At 46.7% G+C, this 16,645-nt stretch carries 16 protein-coding genes; 2 read left to right on the top strand and 14 right to left on the bottom strand.

Annotation, left to right across the window (positions count from 1 at the left end; genetic code table 11):
• Positions 1–26: 26 nt before the first annotated feature.
• From AADZ70_RS03455 to AADZ70_RS03440, 4 genes are all read right to left on the bottom strand, one after another.
• Complete coding sequence (locus AADZ70_RS03455) at positions 27–266, bottom strand: YlbE-like family protein (RefSeq protein WP_099744272.1); 240 nt, start codon at positions 264–266, stop codon at positions 27–29.
• Positions 267–281: 15 nt separating this feature from the next.
• Positions 282–692, bottom strand: a complete 411-nt coding sequence (locus AADZ70_RS03450; protein WP_342007726.1) for a YlbD family protein — start codon at positions 690–692, stop codon at positions 282–284.
• Between the two features lie 174 nt (positions 693–866).
• On the bottom strand, positions 867–1,907 hold the full coding sequence (locus AADZ70_RS03445; RefSeq protein ID WP_016936228.1) for a CAP domain-containing protein: 1,041 nt from the start codon (positions 1,905–1,907) through the stop codon (positions 867–869).
• 83 nt (positions 1,908–1,990) lie between these two features.
• Complete coding sequence (locus AADZ70_RS03440) at positions 1,991–2,434, bottom strand: CBS domain-containing protein (protein ID WP_016936229.1); 444 nt, start codon at positions 2,432–2,434, stop codon at positions 1,991–1,993.
• 140 nt (positions 2,435–2,574) lie between these two features.
• On the opposite strand from AADZ70_RS03440, the gene AADZ70_RS03435 reads away from it, so the two are divergent.
• The gene (locus tag AADZ70_RS03435) at positions 2,575–2,934 is read left to right on the top strand and encodes a YugN family protein (RefSeq protein ID WP_016936230.1); all 360 of its coding nucleotides are present in this window, start codon (positions 2,575–2,577) and stop codon (positions 2,932–2,934) included.
• A gap of 33 nt (positions 2,935–2,967) precedes the next feature.
• Here the strand turns inward: AADZ70_RS03435 and ctaG are convergent, their stop codons facing one another.
• The 6 genes from ctaG to cyoE form a co-directional block, all read right to left on the bottom strand.
• A complete protein-coding gene (gene ctaG, locus AADZ70_RS03430) occupies positions 2,968–3,852 on the bottom strand; it encodes a cytochrome c oxidase assembly factor CtaG (protein ID WP_016936231.1) in 885 nt (294 codons plus the stop codon).
• 24 nt (positions 3,853–3,876) lie between these two features.
• Positions 3,877–4,209: a cytochrome c oxidase subunit IVB gene (gene ctaF, locus AADZ70_RS03425; protein WP_007409686.1), complete on the bottom strand. Its 333-nt coding sequence runs from the start codon at positions 4,207–4,209 to the stop codon at positions 3,877–3,879.
• Between the two features lie 2 nt (positions 4,210–4,211).
• Positions 4,212–4,835 (bottom strand): cytochrome c oxidase subunit III, encoded by a 624-nt coding sequence (gene ctaE / locus AADZ70_RS03420; protein ID WP_013352146.1) that lies wholly within the window; start codon positions 4,833–4,835, stop codon positions 4,212–4,214.
• On the bottom strand, positions 4,835–6,703 hold the full coding sequence (gene ctaD / locus AADZ70_RS03415) for a cytochrome c oxidase subunit I (RefSeq protein WP_045927179.1): 1,869 nt from the start codon (positions 6,701–6,703) through the stop codon (positions 4,835–4,837). The genes ctaE and ctaD overlap by 1 nt, the downstream gene beginning before the upstream one ends.
• Positions 6,704–6,734: 31 nt before the next feature.
• Positions 6,735–7,805 (bottom strand): cytochrome c oxidase subunit II, encoded by a 1,071-nt coding sequence (gene coxB / locus AADZ70_RS03410; protein ID WP_016936233.1) that lies wholly within the window; start codon positions 7,803–7,805, stop codon positions 6,735–6,737.
• A 217-nt stretch (positions 7,806–8,022) separates the two neighbouring features.
• A complete protein-coding gene (cyoE, locus tag AADZ70_RS03405) occupies positions 8,023–8,940 on the bottom strand; it encodes a heme o synthase (RefSeq protein ID WP_045927178.1) in 918 nt (305 codons plus the stop codon).
• 343 nt (positions 8,941–9,283) lie between these two features.
• On the opposite strand from cyoE, the gene ctaA reads away from it, so the two are divergent.
• Positions 9,284–10,210 carry a heme A synthase CtaA gene (gene ctaA, locus AADZ70_RS03400; protein WP_045927177.1) on the top strand — a complete coding sequence of 309 codons (927 nt, stop codon included), beginning with the start codon at positions 9,284–9,286 and terminating at the stop codon, positions 10,208–10,210.
• A 93-nt stretch (positions 10,211–10,303) separates the two neighbouring features.
• On the opposite strand, the gene pyc is transcribed toward ctaA, so the two are convergent.
• From pyc to glsA, 4 genes are all read right to left on the bottom strand, one after another.
• On the bottom strand, positions 10,304–13,750 hold the full coding sequence (pyc, locus tag AADZ70_RS03395; protein WP_342007725.1) for a pyruvate carboxylase: 3,447 nt from the start codon (positions 13,748–13,750) through the stop codon (positions 10,304–10,306).
• A 75-nt stretch (positions 13,751–13,825) separates the two neighbouring features.
• Positions 13,826–15,037 (bottom strand): FtsW/RodA/SpoVE family cell cycle protein, encoded by a 1,212-nt coding sequence (locus AADZ70_RS03390; protein WP_045927175.1) that lies wholly within the window; start codon positions 15,035–15,037, stop codon positions 13,826–13,828.
• A 203-nt stretch (positions 15,038–15,240) separates the two neighbouring features.
• Complete coding sequence (locus AADZ70_RS03385) at positions 15,241–15,522, bottom strand: YlaN family protein (RefSeq protein ID WP_016936238.1); 282 nt, start codon at positions 15,520–15,522, stop codon at positions 15,241–15,243.
• Positions 15,523–15,629: 107 nt separating this feature from the next.
• On the bottom strand, positions 15,630–16,559 hold the full coding sequence (gene glsA, locus AADZ70_RS03380; RefSeq protein ID WP_016936239.1) for a glutaminase A: 930 nt from the start codon (positions 16,557–16,559) through the stop codon (positions 15,630–15,632).
• Between the last annotated feature and the right edge of the window lie 86 nt (positions 16,560–16,645).

Here is a 16,645-nt window from a genome sequence, read left to right as displayed (position 1 = left end):
GGAAAATGCGGCGTTTAAATGCTTTTTTAATCCTGCGAACGCATGGCGTGAACCATCTGCATCATCATCTGCGCCATCTGAATCCCGTTTGAGAATTGGCTTACCCGGTGCGGTATCGTTTTTTCATAAAAATTCATCATGTCCAGCTGAAATGAATTGAGATCGTCCGGCTTTCTCGCGAGTCTTCGGTACCAGACGGGGCGCTGCCGTATAAACTGTTTCCGTTCCTCATCTGCAGATATGAATTCCTGAACCTCTTTTCGCATACACGATCCCCTTCTTTAATCCTTCCTGAACGAAAAAGGATGTTGTCCGGAGCCTTGCCGGGGCTGCTTCGTATCGCTGCTCGAAAATTGGCTTAAAAGGCTTTGCAATGATGAAATAGACTGGCTCATTTTATTGATCTGCTCATTCATTTGGTTGATATCCATTTTTTTGACGGCAGTGACCATTTTTGAAACGAAATCGTTCTTTTCAGCTGGTTCCTGTTTGGTTTCCGCTTCAGAAGCAGGCTGAACGGCCTCGTCTTTAAAAGGGTCCCACATCGAATCGTCCTCGCCGAGGAGAACCCAATTTTCATAGACTTCCTGCCAGCTTCTTTGTTCCTTGCGAACATTTTGGATCAGTTTGGGATGCTTTTTTACGAATTGTTTAAAATCATCGATTGATTGCCGTGATTGCTGATTCGCCACAATTCTCACCCCCTCTGAAAAGTTTTGCCTGCTATAATGTATCGGTTCAGGCGCCTTAATGTTCGCCTAAATTGCGAAAAAAAGCAGGTATATGCAAAAATAATTTTTCCCGGCAGGAGCCCGCTCGCGAAAAAACATAAAAAAACCGCGGGGGGCTGCGCCCCTCTGCGGTTTTTACTGCCAAGGCTTAATGAAGTTTTGCGTATAATATTTCCGGTCCACGCCGACCCCGAGGTGGGTGTAATCAGGACTTAACAGCGCTTTTCTGTGTCCTTCGCTGTTCAGCCAGCCCTCCACTGCCGCCGGACCGTCCACATAGTTGTAGGCAATATTTTCACCGGCCTCACGGTATTTCACATCGCCTTTTTCCAAGCGGTCCTTCAAAGTCCCGTATTTCTTTGAGACATGGGAGAAATACTTGTTGTCCTTCATGTCCTGGCTGTGGCCGAATGCCACTTTTGCAGCGCCTTCGTCCCATTTCAGCCTTGCAAGTCCGTGTTTCACGCGGATGACATTTGTAATATCGAGAATCTGCTGTTCGCTCGCCCGTTCAATGCTGTCCCATTTTTTATCGGAAACAGGCTCGGGTTCTGTCAGTCTTCCTCTGTACATAACCTCGTACGGCCTTTGTTTTACTAGCGTTTCCGCATCAAATGCCCTGATGCTTGACAGATTTCCGTCAAATTTGTCCATGTACAGCTGAACATACATACCGCCGATCTTGACAGTTGGACGGGTATTGATATCTTCTTCAGAAAACTCAAACCGGTACGTGTTACCCTTATCCGTCACATTGACAAACGGAGCAACCTGCGTCGTTTTAAAGACTTCGCCCGTCGATTCGCCGATCTTAAACGGTTTTGCGTTGATGCCGCTTCCTGAAGCGTATAAAGTCACGGCTTTATCATTCAGAATACCGACTTGTACATATTGGTCTTTCCCCTGGTTGTACACCCACCATTCATAATCATAGGCAGAAGGATCTTTCCGGGACGGTTCCCCGAGTTTCTTTTTCACATCGGCAGCAGATTTCCCCATGAGAGAAAGCAGTCCGGATGACGGTATTTTCAGCCGTTTTCCGCTCGCCTCCTCATTGGAAACCTGAGGCTCCTCCTGATTCGTTTTTTTCTGAGGAGCCGATCCATATTGTATAAACAGAACATACGCTCCGTAAATAAGCAAAAGGATAACGAGAGCCCTGGCGATATTTTTCAACCTCTCACCCCCATGAAATCAAACCGTTCTATTATTGTTTTTCTTATACAGTACAGCCTATTTGCAGCGTCCGTCATTTATGTTTAATGGATAAACCCTTCCGGCCCTTCGTCTTCAGAAATGTCAGACAGCGCCCGGCCTGCTTGCTCATTTGATTGCTCAGCCAAGGAAAGGTCGCCGAGCGTGACAATGCCGACCAGTTTTTTATCCCTTGTGACGGGGATTCTTCTGAGCTGATGTTCAGCCATCATATGGAGCACTTCTTCCACAGAAGCGTCTTCTTCTGCACTGATAACCCGCTCTGTCATTGCGTCGGTTATTTTTTGAGAGTTCGGCTTTTTGGAAGCAATTCCCCGTAATACGAGATCTCTGTCTGTCACGATCCCGACAAGGGTCGCTCCGTCCTCATCCACTATCGGAATAGCGCCGACATCCGCGTCTTTCATCTTCACCGCAGCTTCATATACATTATCTAATACTGTACAATATTGCAAGTCTGACGTCATGAGCTTATTGATCTTTGTCATTGCGGAATTCCTCCTTTTTTCTGCTACTATTGTCGTCAAATTTTTCTTTTTGCATACTTTCACCGTATGAATCATTGAATGTGCAACGCTTTCATACTATGATTGTCAGGAAAGGTAAATTTTAAAAGGAGGGGGAAGGTTTGAAGTTTGAAAACAGCGGTCTTGAAGGGGTAACTGCGGAGCTCAGCCGCTTGAATGATCTGATGGAAAGCAAAGGGCTCATTCTGGCCGGACAATGGGATTATGAAAGAGTGACTTACGACAAAAAGTTTTCAGTTGCTGAGGGGACATTTTATCTGCGGATTCAAGGAACGGCAAAAGAGGGCGATGTAGGCGGCAGCCGTGCCGTGATTCAGCTGAAGGCCCCTCTTTTAGGAAAGCATTATTATCCGCACGGCGTAGAATACGGCAGCGATGAAGAATTTCCGGAACATGTCGTCGCAAAAAGCAAGGCATTACTGCTTGAATTGGCAGAGTCTTTAAAAACAGTGCAAATGTAATAAAAAAGTACAGCAGAATATGCTGTACTTTTTTTATGAGACTGTATGCTCGATATACGGCGGCTCTGAGAGCGTATCTTTTTCCCGTTCCGTTCTGACCCACTGAAAAAAGACGACAGCCAAATATGTTCCGTAAACAATCTCTTGTATGATTTTCATCAGTACTGCCCCGAGCTGCTGATCTTCCAGAGGAGGAAGCGTGTTAAATATCTCCGGACCGGATAAAGGGATCTTCTCCGCCAAGTCTAAAGGGACACAAAGCTTCATAGCCTCGGCCCAAGCCGCCGGATCTGTGTACGTGGCATACATGGGCGCCCCGCTGAACATAATGAGCGCACACGCCGGCGTTAACAGAATCCCGTCCGCCATAATGTACCCAAGCTTCATTAAACCGCTGAGCCGGGGCAGACCGTCCACCTGATGCACAAGCGGCCACCACATAAAAAACGCCGTTACGAAGATGAGTCCGTTCATCAGCGCGTGATACAGCGAATCCGTTTTGACGAAATCAAATATAAACGGAATGTGATACAGTGAAAAAATGCCGTTAAACAGCAGCAAAGCGATAAGCGGCTGTGAAAAAAATGAAAACAGCCGCTTTACGACGGGACGGAAAATCAGTTTTTTCCATGCCCAGCCGGGAATTCCGGAAATCAAGAGCGGCGGCACGACTAAAAACAGAACCGCCATCTGCACCATATGAGCGCTGAACATCACGTGGCCCAATAAATCAACGGGACTTCCCGCAGCCGCGTAAAAAAACAGCGCAGAAAGCACAAACAGCACCTTCTCTTTAGCCGACACACGTCCTTTATGCCGGCTGCACCAGTAAAAGTAAACACCTGTTATCACGGCAGTTATACAAAACAGATACGGGCTCCACATGGCGCGAAACCCGAACATTTCCAAATTAATCAAATCTCTCACTCCCCGCCGCCCCGATTACCACCAAATAATCGTGACAAATGCAAGCACGGTGATAAACGCGACAAATATTCCCGAATACAGAAATAGTGACGGCGCTTCATGCCCTTTCTGGCTCATATGCATAAAGTAAAACAGCTGAAAGATGACCTGGATGACCGCAAGCAGGATAAGAAACGGCATCGTAAACCATCCGGCAATACCGTCTGCAGCCACCGTCAAAAACGCGACAAGCGTAAGGCCGATCATCAAACCGAAGGAGATGACCTGATATTTCATCTCCTCGGCATTTTTCTTTTTCCGATATTCGAGATCCGTACTGACAGTCCCTCTGTTTTTGTTATCGTCCATCGTTATCCCACCATCCCCATCAAATATACAACGGTAAAGATAAAGACCCACACGACATCAATGAAATGCCAATATAGACTGGCCACATAATATTTCGGCGCATTATAAAGGCTGAGCCCTCTTTTAGCATTCCGGATCATCAGTGCGCTGATCCATAATAACCCGAACGCCACGTGTGCTCCGTGTGTGCCGACCAGCGTGTAAAACGCCGAGCCGAGCGCAGAGCTAGTAATGGTAAAGCCGAACTCATGAGTGTAATGCTTAAATTCATAAATTTCCACCCCTAAAAATCCCGCTCCCAATAAAACGGTAATCAAAAGCCACACCTGCATTTTTTTAAAGGAGAAATTTTTCATATGATACATTGCATACACACTCGTTAAGCTGCTCGTTAACAGAAGCATCGTGGCGATAAACACGATCGGCAGCTCGAACATGTCAGCCGTTGACGGCCCGCCCGCTTTAGATTCCCGCAAAGCGAGGAATGTCGCAAAAAGCGAGGCGAACAGAACCGTTTCCCCGCCGAGAAACAGCCAAAATCCTAAAAACTTATTTTTCCCTTCAAGCGTTGCTTTTTCAGGAGAAGCCGGAAAGGTTTCAGCCGTCATTTTTTCCTGTAGCTGCATTACGCCTTCACCCCTTTATCATCATTCGGCAGATCTTCTTTGTGAATATGATAGCCGTAATCATCGACCAAGGACCGAAGCAGCATGGTAAAGAATGTGATGCCGAGGCCTATAAAGATAACCGGAAGCCCCCATGAATAGTCGGAGTGGTATAAAAACCCGAACGCTGCGACAAACAGCCCGAAGGACATGATAAACGGCATGATGGAGCCGTTCGGCATATGAATGTCCTCTACAGGCTCTGCAGGCGACATCCCTTCATTTCCGGCCTGCTTTTCAATCCACAGCGGATCAAGTCCCCGCACAAACGGAAGCTGTTTAAAATTATATTCAGGCGGCGGCGAAGAGACCGCCCATTCGAGTGTACGTCCGTCCATCCATGGGTCATTCCCGACGTATTTCCCTTTTACAGAAGTATAAATAATATTGACGACGAGCAATACAGCCGCGCCCGCCATGAAAAACGCGCCGATTGAACTGATCAGGTTTCCGGTATCAAGCCCCTGGCCGGGCAGATATGTGTAAACGCGCCGCGGCATTCCCATCAAGCCGAGGAAATGCTGAATGAAGAAGGTAAGATGAAACCCGATAAAAAACAAGACAAAGGAAATTTTCCCCATCGTTTCATGAAGCACCTTCCCGAACATTTTCGGCCACCAGAAATGCACGCCCGCCAGGATGCCGAACACAACGCCGCCGATGATGACGTAGTGGAAATGCGCTACGACAAAATACGTATCATGGAACTGATAATCTGCCGCTGCAGCCGCCAGCATGACACCCGTCACACCTCCAAGCACGAAAGACGGAATAAAAGCGACGGCATACAGCATAGGCGTCGTGAATTTGACGTTTCCTCCCCAAATCGTCAAAAGCCAGTTGAAAATCTTAATGCCCGTAGGCACCGCGATCGCCATCGTTGCAACCGCAAATATTGCATTGGCAATCGGTCCGAGTCCGGTCGTAAACATGTGGTGAACCCATACCATGAATCCGAGAAAGCCGATCAGCACGATCGCAAAAACCATAGACGAATAACCAAACAGACGCTTTCTCGCAAACACAGGAATGATTTCTGAAAAAATCCCGAACGCAGGAAGAATTAAAATGTATACTTCCGGATGCCCGAAAATCCAAAACAAGTGCTCCCAGATAATCGTATTTCCGCCCAATTCAGGATTAAAGAAATTCGTCCCGAACAGACGATCCAGCATCATCAGCGCCAAACCGACGGTGAGCGGAGGAAATGCGAATAAAATGAGTGCCGACGCCACAAATGTCGTCCACGTAAACAGCGGCAGTCTCATATACGTCAAACCTGGCGCCCTCATATTAATAATGGTTGCCAGAAAGTTGATCCCCGCAATCAGCGTCCCTAAGCCTGATATCTGCAGGCCAAGCACGAAAAAGTCAACGCCGTGCCCTTTCGAATTCAGCGCAAGCGACGCATACGCCGTCCAGCCTGCATCTGGAGCGCCTCCTAAAAACCAGCTCAGATTCAAGAAGATTCCCCCGAAGAAAAACAGCCAGAACCCAAGCGCATTCAGAAATGGAAATGATACGTCACGCGCCCCGATCTGAAGCGGCACAACCGCGTTCATCAGCCCGAATAACAGCGGCATTGCCGCCAGGAAGATCATTGTCGTGCCGTGCATCGTCATAATTTCATTAAACTGCTGCGCATTCACAAAATCGTTTCCCGGTCTCAAGAGCTGAATCCTGATAAGCATGGCCTCAAGTCCGCCGACGACGAAGAAAAATCCCCCGGCGATCATATATAAAATCGCGATTTTCTTATGGTCAACCGTCGTCAAATAGTCCCAAAGCATAGAGCCTTTTCTTTGCTGCCCTGTAAGCGTATTCATCATTTGCGACCTCCCCCCTGATATCTCCCTGTCCTCACTTGTTCTCCGCTTTCAGCCCTTTTAAATATTCATACAGCGCATCCGTTTCAGAGTCCGAAAGCTTCGGATAAGTGCCTGTCATCTTATTGCCCGGTTTAATGCTGTCCGGATCTTTCAGCCAAGCTTTTATGTTCTCTTTATTCGCATCCTTGATGCCGGCCACTTTGACACGTTCGCCGAAGGTAGCCAGGTTCGGAGCCGTTCTTGCCGCTTCAGCCCGTTTATCATTAGGCTCAACCGCATGACAGCTCAGGCAGTTTTTTTCCTTAAACAGCTCTTCTCCTTGCGCGGCTAAATCGGAATCTGTTGTATGCTTATAATTTTTCATCGCTTTCGTCCATTGTTTAAATTCTTTTGACGGCAGCGGTTTCACTTTGAAATCCATCAGCGCATGTGAAGGTCCGCACAGCTCCGCGCATTTCCCGAAGAAATATTTGCCCGCTTCTTTGCTGCGTTTAGAATCGAAGGTCAGAAAGAAAGTATTGTCGTTATCCGTATTCGTATCGATTTTCCCCCCGGCTGACGGAATCCAGAAAGAGTGTTTCACATCTGAGGACTTCAGCTTGAAATAAACGCGTTCATCTGTGGGAACGATCAGCTCCTGACTGGTCACAAACCCGTAATCAGGATACTCGAATTCCCACCAGTATAAATTCGCCCTTACATTAATCACGAGCGCATCCTCTGCTTTACGGTTTTTCTTATCCATCGGCGACGTATCCGCCAGCGCCAGTGTCTGGATGACAACCGGGATGACAAGAATAATCAGAAGCAGGATCGGAATAACGGTCCAGGTGATTTCTAAAAAACGGTTCCCCTCCACCTGTTTCGGTATCGTGTCTTCCCCTACACGCGACCGTCTGAATCTCACAATGACGTAAAAGAAAATAACTGCTACGACCGCAACGACGACAACCATGATAAGTGTGCTGAGCACCGTCAGATCATACTGTTTATCAGCCACTTCGCCGGCAGGCTTGAGTGTGGACAGAAACGGTTTTCCACAGCCGCTCAATAAAAGCGGCACTAAGGCTAATAATGATAAAAGACGCCAACGCTTTAACATTTCACCCAACCCCTTTTTTGAATCAGTACAAAATGCACGAGCAGTAAATCTGCTTCCAGCTGAAATACTTCATTTCCTCATTTCTTAAAATATGAGATTTTTTACTTAAAATTCCATCTATGTATAAAAGCAAAGCCGCCTGATTAAACAAAAGGTCAAGGCGGCGTTTACTAGTTGTCATTGTTTGTTTTGGCGATCAAACAAGCTCATTATTCAATTAAAACAGCGTGAAGACCACCATTGCTACGAAATAAATGGTCATGTAATTAAGCGAATAGACAAACATAAGAGTTGCCCACTTCATAATGTTTTTCATACGGAAACCCATCAATCCGAGAACAAGCCATCCTATATTCAGCAGAGTGCCGAGAATGACGAGCGGAAGACCGAGACTGCCGAGGAAAAACGGAAGCGGCAGCAGGCATGCGACCCAGACGATAATCTGTCTTTTCGTCACCTCAAAGCCGTGCACTACCGGAAGCATCGGAATGTTCGCTGCTCTGTAATCTTCCGTCTTCTTAATCGCAAGCGCTAAAAAGTGCGGAATCTGCCAGATGAATAAAATCATGAATAATACCCATGCGACAACACCGATGTGCCCTTCAACCGCTGTCCAGCCGATTAACGGCGGAACGGCGCCCGATACACTTCCGACAACCGTATTAATCGTATAGCGGCGTTTCGTCCACATTGTATAAAGAACAACGTACGTAAACACCCCGATAAAACCGATGACTGCCGCCATTACGGTGGTCATTAAAAGCATGATAAGTCCTAAAGCAATGAGTAAAATTCCTGACCACAGCGCTTGATTCGGCTGAATCTTTCCGGTAACCGTCGGTCTTACTTTCGTGCGTTCCATTAAATGATCAATATCACGGTCATAATAGTTATTAACCGCACAAGAACCGGCGATGATCAGTGAAGATCCTATTAATGTAAGAAGCACGGTGTTTAAATTGCCTAAAAAACTCAGACCGGATATATGTAACGCAAGCCACATGCCGGTAAAAGTCGTAATTAAATTCGAATTGACGATTCCTATTTTAATAAGCGAAAGGAAATCCTTCCATGCCGTCGTCTCTTCAATCTGTCCGTCTATAGCTGTATCGTTTAAAATTCTGGAATTAGCCATAACGTAAACCTCCCTTACAAACCTAAAGCAGGTTTTTTAAGACCTGCAACTCTATCATACAAGATAATGACCTGTAAAAAAACATCCTCTTAAATATTAAACGAGAAACAGGAATTTATTTGTGAACGTTTTATGAATTTTACCACATCCGCCGATTGCATAATAAAGCGGTTACTTTATTTCTATCAGACCCATCTGGAATAATCAACCCCATTATCTAAGAAGTCCTGATTCTATTATATTTTTGTGAACAAACAGAATTGAGAATTGCCACAAAACACATATTCGCTTACACTTGGTACGTATATCATTTTGTCCAGTTTGTTAAGAAGGTGAATGTAAAATGAATAAAGCTTTAAAAGCACTCGGTGTGCTGACGACATTCGTCATGCTCGTCGTGCTGATCGGCGGCGCTCTTGTCACAAAGACAGGGTCGGGTCTAGGATGCGGAAGACAGTGGCCGCTTTGCCACGGCCGCTTTTTCCCGGAGCTTAATGCCGCTTCTATCATTGAATGGAGCCACAGACTCGCAAGCGGTGTCTCAATCGTTCTCGTGCTGAGCCTCGCGTTTTGGGCATGGAGAAAAGTCACGCCTGTTTTCCGTGAAACAACCTTTCTCGCCATTATGTCCATTATCTTTTTATTTTTACAGGCGCTTCTCGGCGCATTAGCGGTTGTTTTCGGATCAAATGCGCTCGTTATGGCGCTTCATTTCGGCATATCGCTGATTTCTTTCGCTTCTGTTCTGATTTTGACGCTGCTCATATTTGAAGCGGATAAATCAGACAAAAAGCTCGTCAAGCCGCTCAGAATCGGCAGGAAAATGCAGTTTCATATGATCGGCCTTTCGATTTACACGTATATCGTCGTTTATACGGGGGCTTATGTGCGCCATACGCAATCAAGCCTTGCCTGTCCTGATGTTCCGCTTTGCAGCAGACTGAACCACGGGCTTCCGTCCCAATTTCAGGAGTGGGTGCAGATGGGCCACAGAACGGCTGCACTGCTTCTGTTCGTATGGATCCTTATCGCTTTTACGCATGCGGTGCGCTCCTACAAAGACCAAAAACAGATTCTTGGTGGCTGGACGGCAGCTCTAGTCTTTGTTTTATTACAGGCGCTCTCCGGAATCATGGTTGTTTATTCAGAAATGGCCACCGGTTTTGCACTTGCCCATTCACTCTTTATTGCCGGGCTGTTCGGTGTCCTATGCTATTTCTTATTATTAATCGCCCGCTTCCGTTATGAATCAAAACAGCGGAACATTTGAGGCGCATGAAAAGACCGAAGCATCAGAGCTTCGGTCTTTTTACATACAAAAAACCTGATCGCACATGGATCAGGTTTTTTAATGTTCATTCTTTTACGCTTTTTCAATCTCGATCAGTAAATCGCCTGTCTGAATCGGTTCTCCGTTTTTCACATGGATCTGCTGAATCGTCCCGGAGAACGGCGCCTGCACCGTCGTCTCCATTTTCATCGCTTCATTAATCATCAGATGATCGCCTTTGTTCACCTTCGCGCCGGTTTCAGTTAACAATTTAATAACGGTTCCCGGCATTGATGCCGCAATGTGGCTTGGGTTTGTCCGATCGGCTTTTAATTTTTCCTGTACGGACGATTTAATGCTTTCATCTTTAATGACTACCTCACGCGGCTGGCCGTTCAATTCGAAATAAACGACCCGTGTCGCGTCCGGCTGCGGTTCACCGATAGATACAAGTTTCACGATCAGCGTTTTTCCGCGCTCGATTTCCACTTCGATTTCTTCACCGAGCGTCATGCCGTAGAAGAAAGTCGGTGTGTCCAATACGGAAATATCACCGAAGCGTTCAGCCGTTTGTACATATTCAGTGAAAACCTTCGGATAAAGCGCATATGCGATTGCGTCCTGGTCACCCAATTCCATCTGATGCGTTTCTTTCCATTCTTCTTTAATGCCTTCGAAAGATACCGGTTCGAGCAGCTCACCGGGTCTTACCGTAATCGGCGTCTGCCCTTTCAGCACGAGCTTTTGCAGTTTTTCCGGAAATCCGCCGTGCGGCTGGCCGATCTGCCCTTTAAAAAGCTCAACGACAGAATCCGGAAAATCAAGCGTTTCGCCTTTATCATAAACATCTTGTTCTGTTAAATTGTTTTGCACCATGTAAAGCGCCATATCTCCGACGACTTTGGAAGAAGGTGTTACTTTAACGACGTCGCCGAACATGCGGTTGACGACGCTGTACATCTCTTTCACCTCATTCCAGCGGTCACCCAGGCCGACGCCTTTTGCCTGCTGCTGCAAATTGCTGTACTGCCCGCCCGGCATTTCGTGATTATAAATCTCAGTGTGCGGAGACTTCATCCCGCTTTCAAATTCACTGTAATATTGACGGACGGATTCCCAGTATTGTGACAGTCTTTCAACCTGCCGGACATCCATTTCAGGACGGCGGCTGTTCCCTTCAAGCGCATGGTAAAATCCGCTTGCGCTCGGCTGTGAAGTCAGCCCCGCCATTGAGCTGACGGCGACATCCACGATATCCACACCCGCTTCAACAGCTTTGGCATAGAGAAAGACGCCGTTGCCGCTCGTATCATGCGTGTGAAGATGAACGGGAATATCAATCGTTTCCTTCAGCGCGGAGACAAGATCATATGCGGCTTGCGGTTTCAAAAGACCTGCCATGTCTTTAATGCCGAGAATGTGCGCACCAGACGCCTCAAGTTCTTTCGCCATGGAAAGATAATATTTCAAATCATACTTCGTCCGGCTCTTATCAAGAATATCTCCCGTATAACAAATCGCAGCCTCTGCCACTTTTCCGGTTTCACGGACGGCATCGATGGCCAGCGTCATCCCTTTCACCCAGTTCAGGCTGTCAAAGATCCGGAATACATCAATACCTGACTCTGCTGACTGCCGGACAAATTTTTGGATGACATTGTCCGGATAGTTGGTATAACCGACGGCATTTGATGAACGAAGCAGCATCTGGAACAATGTGTTCGGCACTTCCTTGCGGAGATCTTCAAGGCGTTTCCAAGGATCTTCTTTTAAGAAACGGTACGCTACATCAAATGTCGCGCCTCCCCACATTTCAAGGCTGAACAGTTCAGGCCACAGGACAGCCGTGGGGTTCGCGATTTTTTTCAAATCATTTGTTCTGATTCTGGTCGCAAGCAGAGACTGATGGGCATCCCTGAACGTTGTATCGGTCAGGAGTACGGACTTTTGCTCTTTCACCCAGTCAGCAAGCCCTTCAGCGCCTCTTTCATCGAGAATCTGTTTCGTGCCGTTTACCGGCTTTTCTCCGATACCTAACGTAATGGCCTGAGGCTTATCAAACGCAGGTTTTTCTTTTTTCCCGATTCCCGGAAAACCGTTTACCGTTACATTGCCGATGTAAGAAAGCATTTTTGTTCCGCGGTCCTTCTGTTTAGGAAAAACAAACAGTTCGGGCGTTGTGTCGATAAACGATGTATCATATTGCCCGGTCAGGAATTTTTCATGCTTTGCCACGTTTTCAAGAAACGGGATATTGGTCTTAATGCCCCTGATTCTGAATTCCTGCAGGTTGCGGACCATTTTTGCCGATGCCTGCTCAAACGTCAGCGCCCATGTCGACAGTTTGACGAGCAGTGAATCGTAATAAGGCGTGATAACCGCGCCCTGGAAGCTGTTCCCTGTATCAAGGCGGACGCCGAAGCCGCCGCCTGAGCGGTAAGCCATAATTTTACCCGTGTCAGGCATAAAGTCATTCAGCGGATCTTCAGTGGTCACACGTGATTGTATCGCATACCCGATTGTAAAAATGTCTTTTTGCTGAGGAATATTGACGGCACGGCTGTGGAGTCCGTGGCCCTGCGCAACGAGAATCTGCGTCTGAACGATATCAACCCCCGTAATCATTTCCGTAATCGTATGCTCCACTTGTACGCGGGGATTCACTTCAATAAAGTAAAACTCACCGTCCGCTACGAGAAATTCCACGGTTCCCGCGTTGATATAGCCGACATTTTTCGCAAGGGCGACAGCCGCTTCACAGATCTCGTCCCTTAATTCAGGCTTTAAGGATACACTCGGCGCCACCTCAATGACCTTTTGATGGCGTCTCTGAACGGAACAGTCCCGCTCATACAGATGGACGACATTGCCTTCTTTATCTCCGATCACCTGAACTTCAATATGCTTAGGATTTTCGATCAGTTTTTCAACATACACTTCGTCGTTTCCGAATGCGGCTTTCGCTTCTGATTTGGCCCGCTCAAACGAATCTTTCAATTCGCCCTCGCTTCTGACGATTCTCATCCCCCGGCCGCCGCCTCCGAGCGACGCTTTAATAATAAACGGATACCCGTGAACTTTTGCGAATTGTTCGACATCTTTTAATGTTTCAGCAGGCCCGTCACTCCCCGGGATAACGGGGATGCCGGCTTTTTCTGCCTGCTCTCTGGCCTTGACCTTGTCTCCGAACATATCCAAATGCGCTGACGTCGGTCCGATAAATACGATGCCCTCTTCTTCACAGCGTCTCGCAAATTGGATATTTTCAGACAGAAATCCGTAACCCGGATGGATGGCGTCAACGCCGTTTCTTTTCGCAATCTCAATAATCCCTTCAATATCAAGATACGCGTCTATCGGTTTTTTGCCTTCTCCGACAAGATAGGCTTCATCCGCTTTATAGCGGTGGTAGGAACCCGAATCTTCTTTTGAATAAACGGCTACCGTTCTGATGTTCAATTCTGTGCACGCCCGGAAAATCCGGATCGCAATTTCTCCCCTGTTTGCTACTAACACTTTTTGGATGGATTGTTGTGACAAATTTCTCTCCCCCTTGGCCTAGTAAATATGTAGTTTATAATAAAGGAATATCCGCCCTGTGTATACACTTGTTTTTTACAGATACACAGTTTTTTCCGTCTGCCGTCTTTTTATCCCCTTAGACGGAACGGGTTCCCTCTTTTTCTTCTTTTCTGAGTACTTGACATGCATACTGACGTTCACCAATATACCGGCGCTTGTCAATAATAAAAACATTGATGAGCCTCCGTAGCTGATAAACGGCAGCGGAACACCCGTAATTGGAATTAAACCGCTGACACCGCCGAGGTTGATGAAGGTCTGAATCGCAATCATACTGGATATCCCGATTGCCAGAAGACTGCCGAACGGATCTTCACATTTTCTCGCAATATAAAAACCTTTTAACACAACAAAAGCAAGCAGCACAATGACGAACAGGACGCCGAAAATGCCGAGCTCCTCTGAAATCACCGCCATGATAAAGTCTGTATGCGATTCCGGCAGATATCCGTATTTTTGAATGCTTTCTCCGAGACCGAGGCCGAAAAAACCGCCTGAGCCGATCGCATAATACGAATTTATAATCTGCAGGCCTGATGTGCCGGCATATTTAAACGGATTTTCAAGGCTTTCAAACCGGCTCATGCGCCCGGGCGTTAAAATATCGTCCCATTTCAAATAAATGATCGGGCTGACAAGAAGTAATACGATTCCCGCCATGATCACCAGCCTGAGCAGCGTCTTTCCGCTGAATCCCGAACACATAATGACGCAAAACGCGATCAGACCGATAATCATCGCCGTTCCGAAGTCAGGCTGAATGGCGATAAGCGCACAAATGACTACGGTGACGATCACCGGCGGAGCAACTCCTGTCAAAAGCTGATCGATATAGCTTTGTTTTTTCGCGTACACCGCGGCAAGATACAGAATCAGGGTCAGCTTGACAAATTCCCCCGGCTGAATGGCCATTCCGCCGATTTTAAACCAGCTTTGCGCGTTTCCGGCAACATGTCCGAAAACAAACAGCGCGCAAAGCGCAGCCACTGACGCAAGCAGTAATATTTTCTGGACCTTTTGATGGGCGAGCACTTTGTACGGGAAAACGGCCGCGATGATAAACAGCACGAGCCCTGCAATGACGGCGAACAGCTGCCGTTTAAAAAAATAGTCGCTGCTCACCCCGTAACGCATAACGGCGGTAATCATACTTGAACTGTATACCATTACCAATCCGAAACTGCACAGCAGAATAATAGCGCTTATCAATGAATAATCGTAAGATTTTAACATTCTTTTAAACATAACATCCTCTTTCCTGCTTAAAGCTTACGTTTAATACCTATTGCGTATTATATTTTACTATAATTCATAAACAATTTACGCAGTTTCTTTATAGTTTTTCGGATGAAATGCAGATTAATAGACCGTCTCACAAAAAGAAGATGCAAAAAACGGTTTACGGTTATAAAAAAACCCAAACCGTTGAATAGTTTGAGTTTGATCATTTATTTTCCTGTAAACGCGTCATGCAGAGCAGACAGTTCTCTTTCAAGTCTGTCCAGCAGCTCTTTTCCGTCGTTTTCATCAACTAATCCCAGGCGGACAGCAAAATCGATTTCCCTCGACAGTCCGAACATCTGAGTATCCAAGACCTCTTCGTACAGAGGACATTGAGGCATCGTTAAGTTATCCATTTGTACTCGGATCAGCTTCAAAATCTTCTCAGCATCTGACTTCAACAGTTCGAATGCTTTCTGCTGATGGTCAACTATAATCTCTGAAGCCAAAAGTATCCCTCCGTTCCCCAGGCGAGTACCTAATTCTTCTATTTATCATAAAGGGTATCAGGTGAAATTGCAAGAGGATTTAAGCAGATGTCATGATAAAAAATGTTTCAAAAAATACTCAGCCTGTATTTCTCAGACATGATTTCCAAAAGCTTCACACCCGCGATGCTGTTGCCTTTTTCATCAAGCGCCGGGCCGAATATACCGATTCCGAAATTGTATGGCGAAATGCCCATGATTCCTCCCGAAACCCCGCTTTTGGCGGGAATGCCGACCTTGATCGCGAATTCCCCGCTCGCATTGTACATGCCGCATGTCACCATAAACGTCTTGCAGATTCTCGCCACATCTTTTTTTATGACCTGTTCCCCGGTCTCCGGATGCTTGCCGTCAAGTGCGAATACGCAGCCGATTTTGGCTAAATCCAGACTGCTCATCTTAATCGCGCACTGCTTTGTATACAAATCCATGACCTCTTCAACATCGCCTTTAAAAATGTCATACTGCTTCATGTAATAACACATTGCCCGATTGATCATGGAGGAACCGAATTCTGATGCTGCGACATGTCTGCAATATGTAATTTCCTGATTATTCGCAAGCCTTCTGATAAATCCGAGCAGATAATCCAGACGGTCTTTCGGCGTATGCCCTTTAATAAAACTTGTAACGACGAGAGCGCCCGCATTAATCATCGGATTTAAAGGCTTGCCCGGGTTCACCGTCTCAAGCTTCACAATGGAATTAAACGGGTCGCCGGTCGGCTCCTGCCCTACGCAGCTGAATATCTTTTCCTTTCCGTAATCCATCAGGACGAGCGCCAGAGAAAGCACCTTCGAAATGCTCTGCAGCGTAAATGTCCGGTCGGCGTCTCCTGCCGTCAGACATGTATTTTCCGCATGATAAATCGTGACTGAAAGGCTGTCTTGACCCGATTCTGCCAAAGCCGGAATATAGTCTGCCACTTTGCCTTCTCCGGTCTTTTTTTTCGCTTCTTGAACGAGTGCGTCCAGCTCCTGGTAATGCCGGCATACCATTTCGATCCCCTCACTTTGCTGCCGTTCGTTACGTCTAATTTGCGACGCAAAGTGACAATTCATGCGAAAACTTTTATACTTTAAGT

The sequence above is a fragment of the Bacillus sp. YBsi01 genome (genome assembly GCF_038406745.1).
Taxonomy (GTDB): Bacteria; Bacillota; Bacilli; order Bacillales; family Bacillaceae; genus Bacillus; species Bacillus siamensis.
Note: the sequence above shows the minus strand (reverse complement) of the source record. Positions and strands in the feature narration are given on the sequence as shown.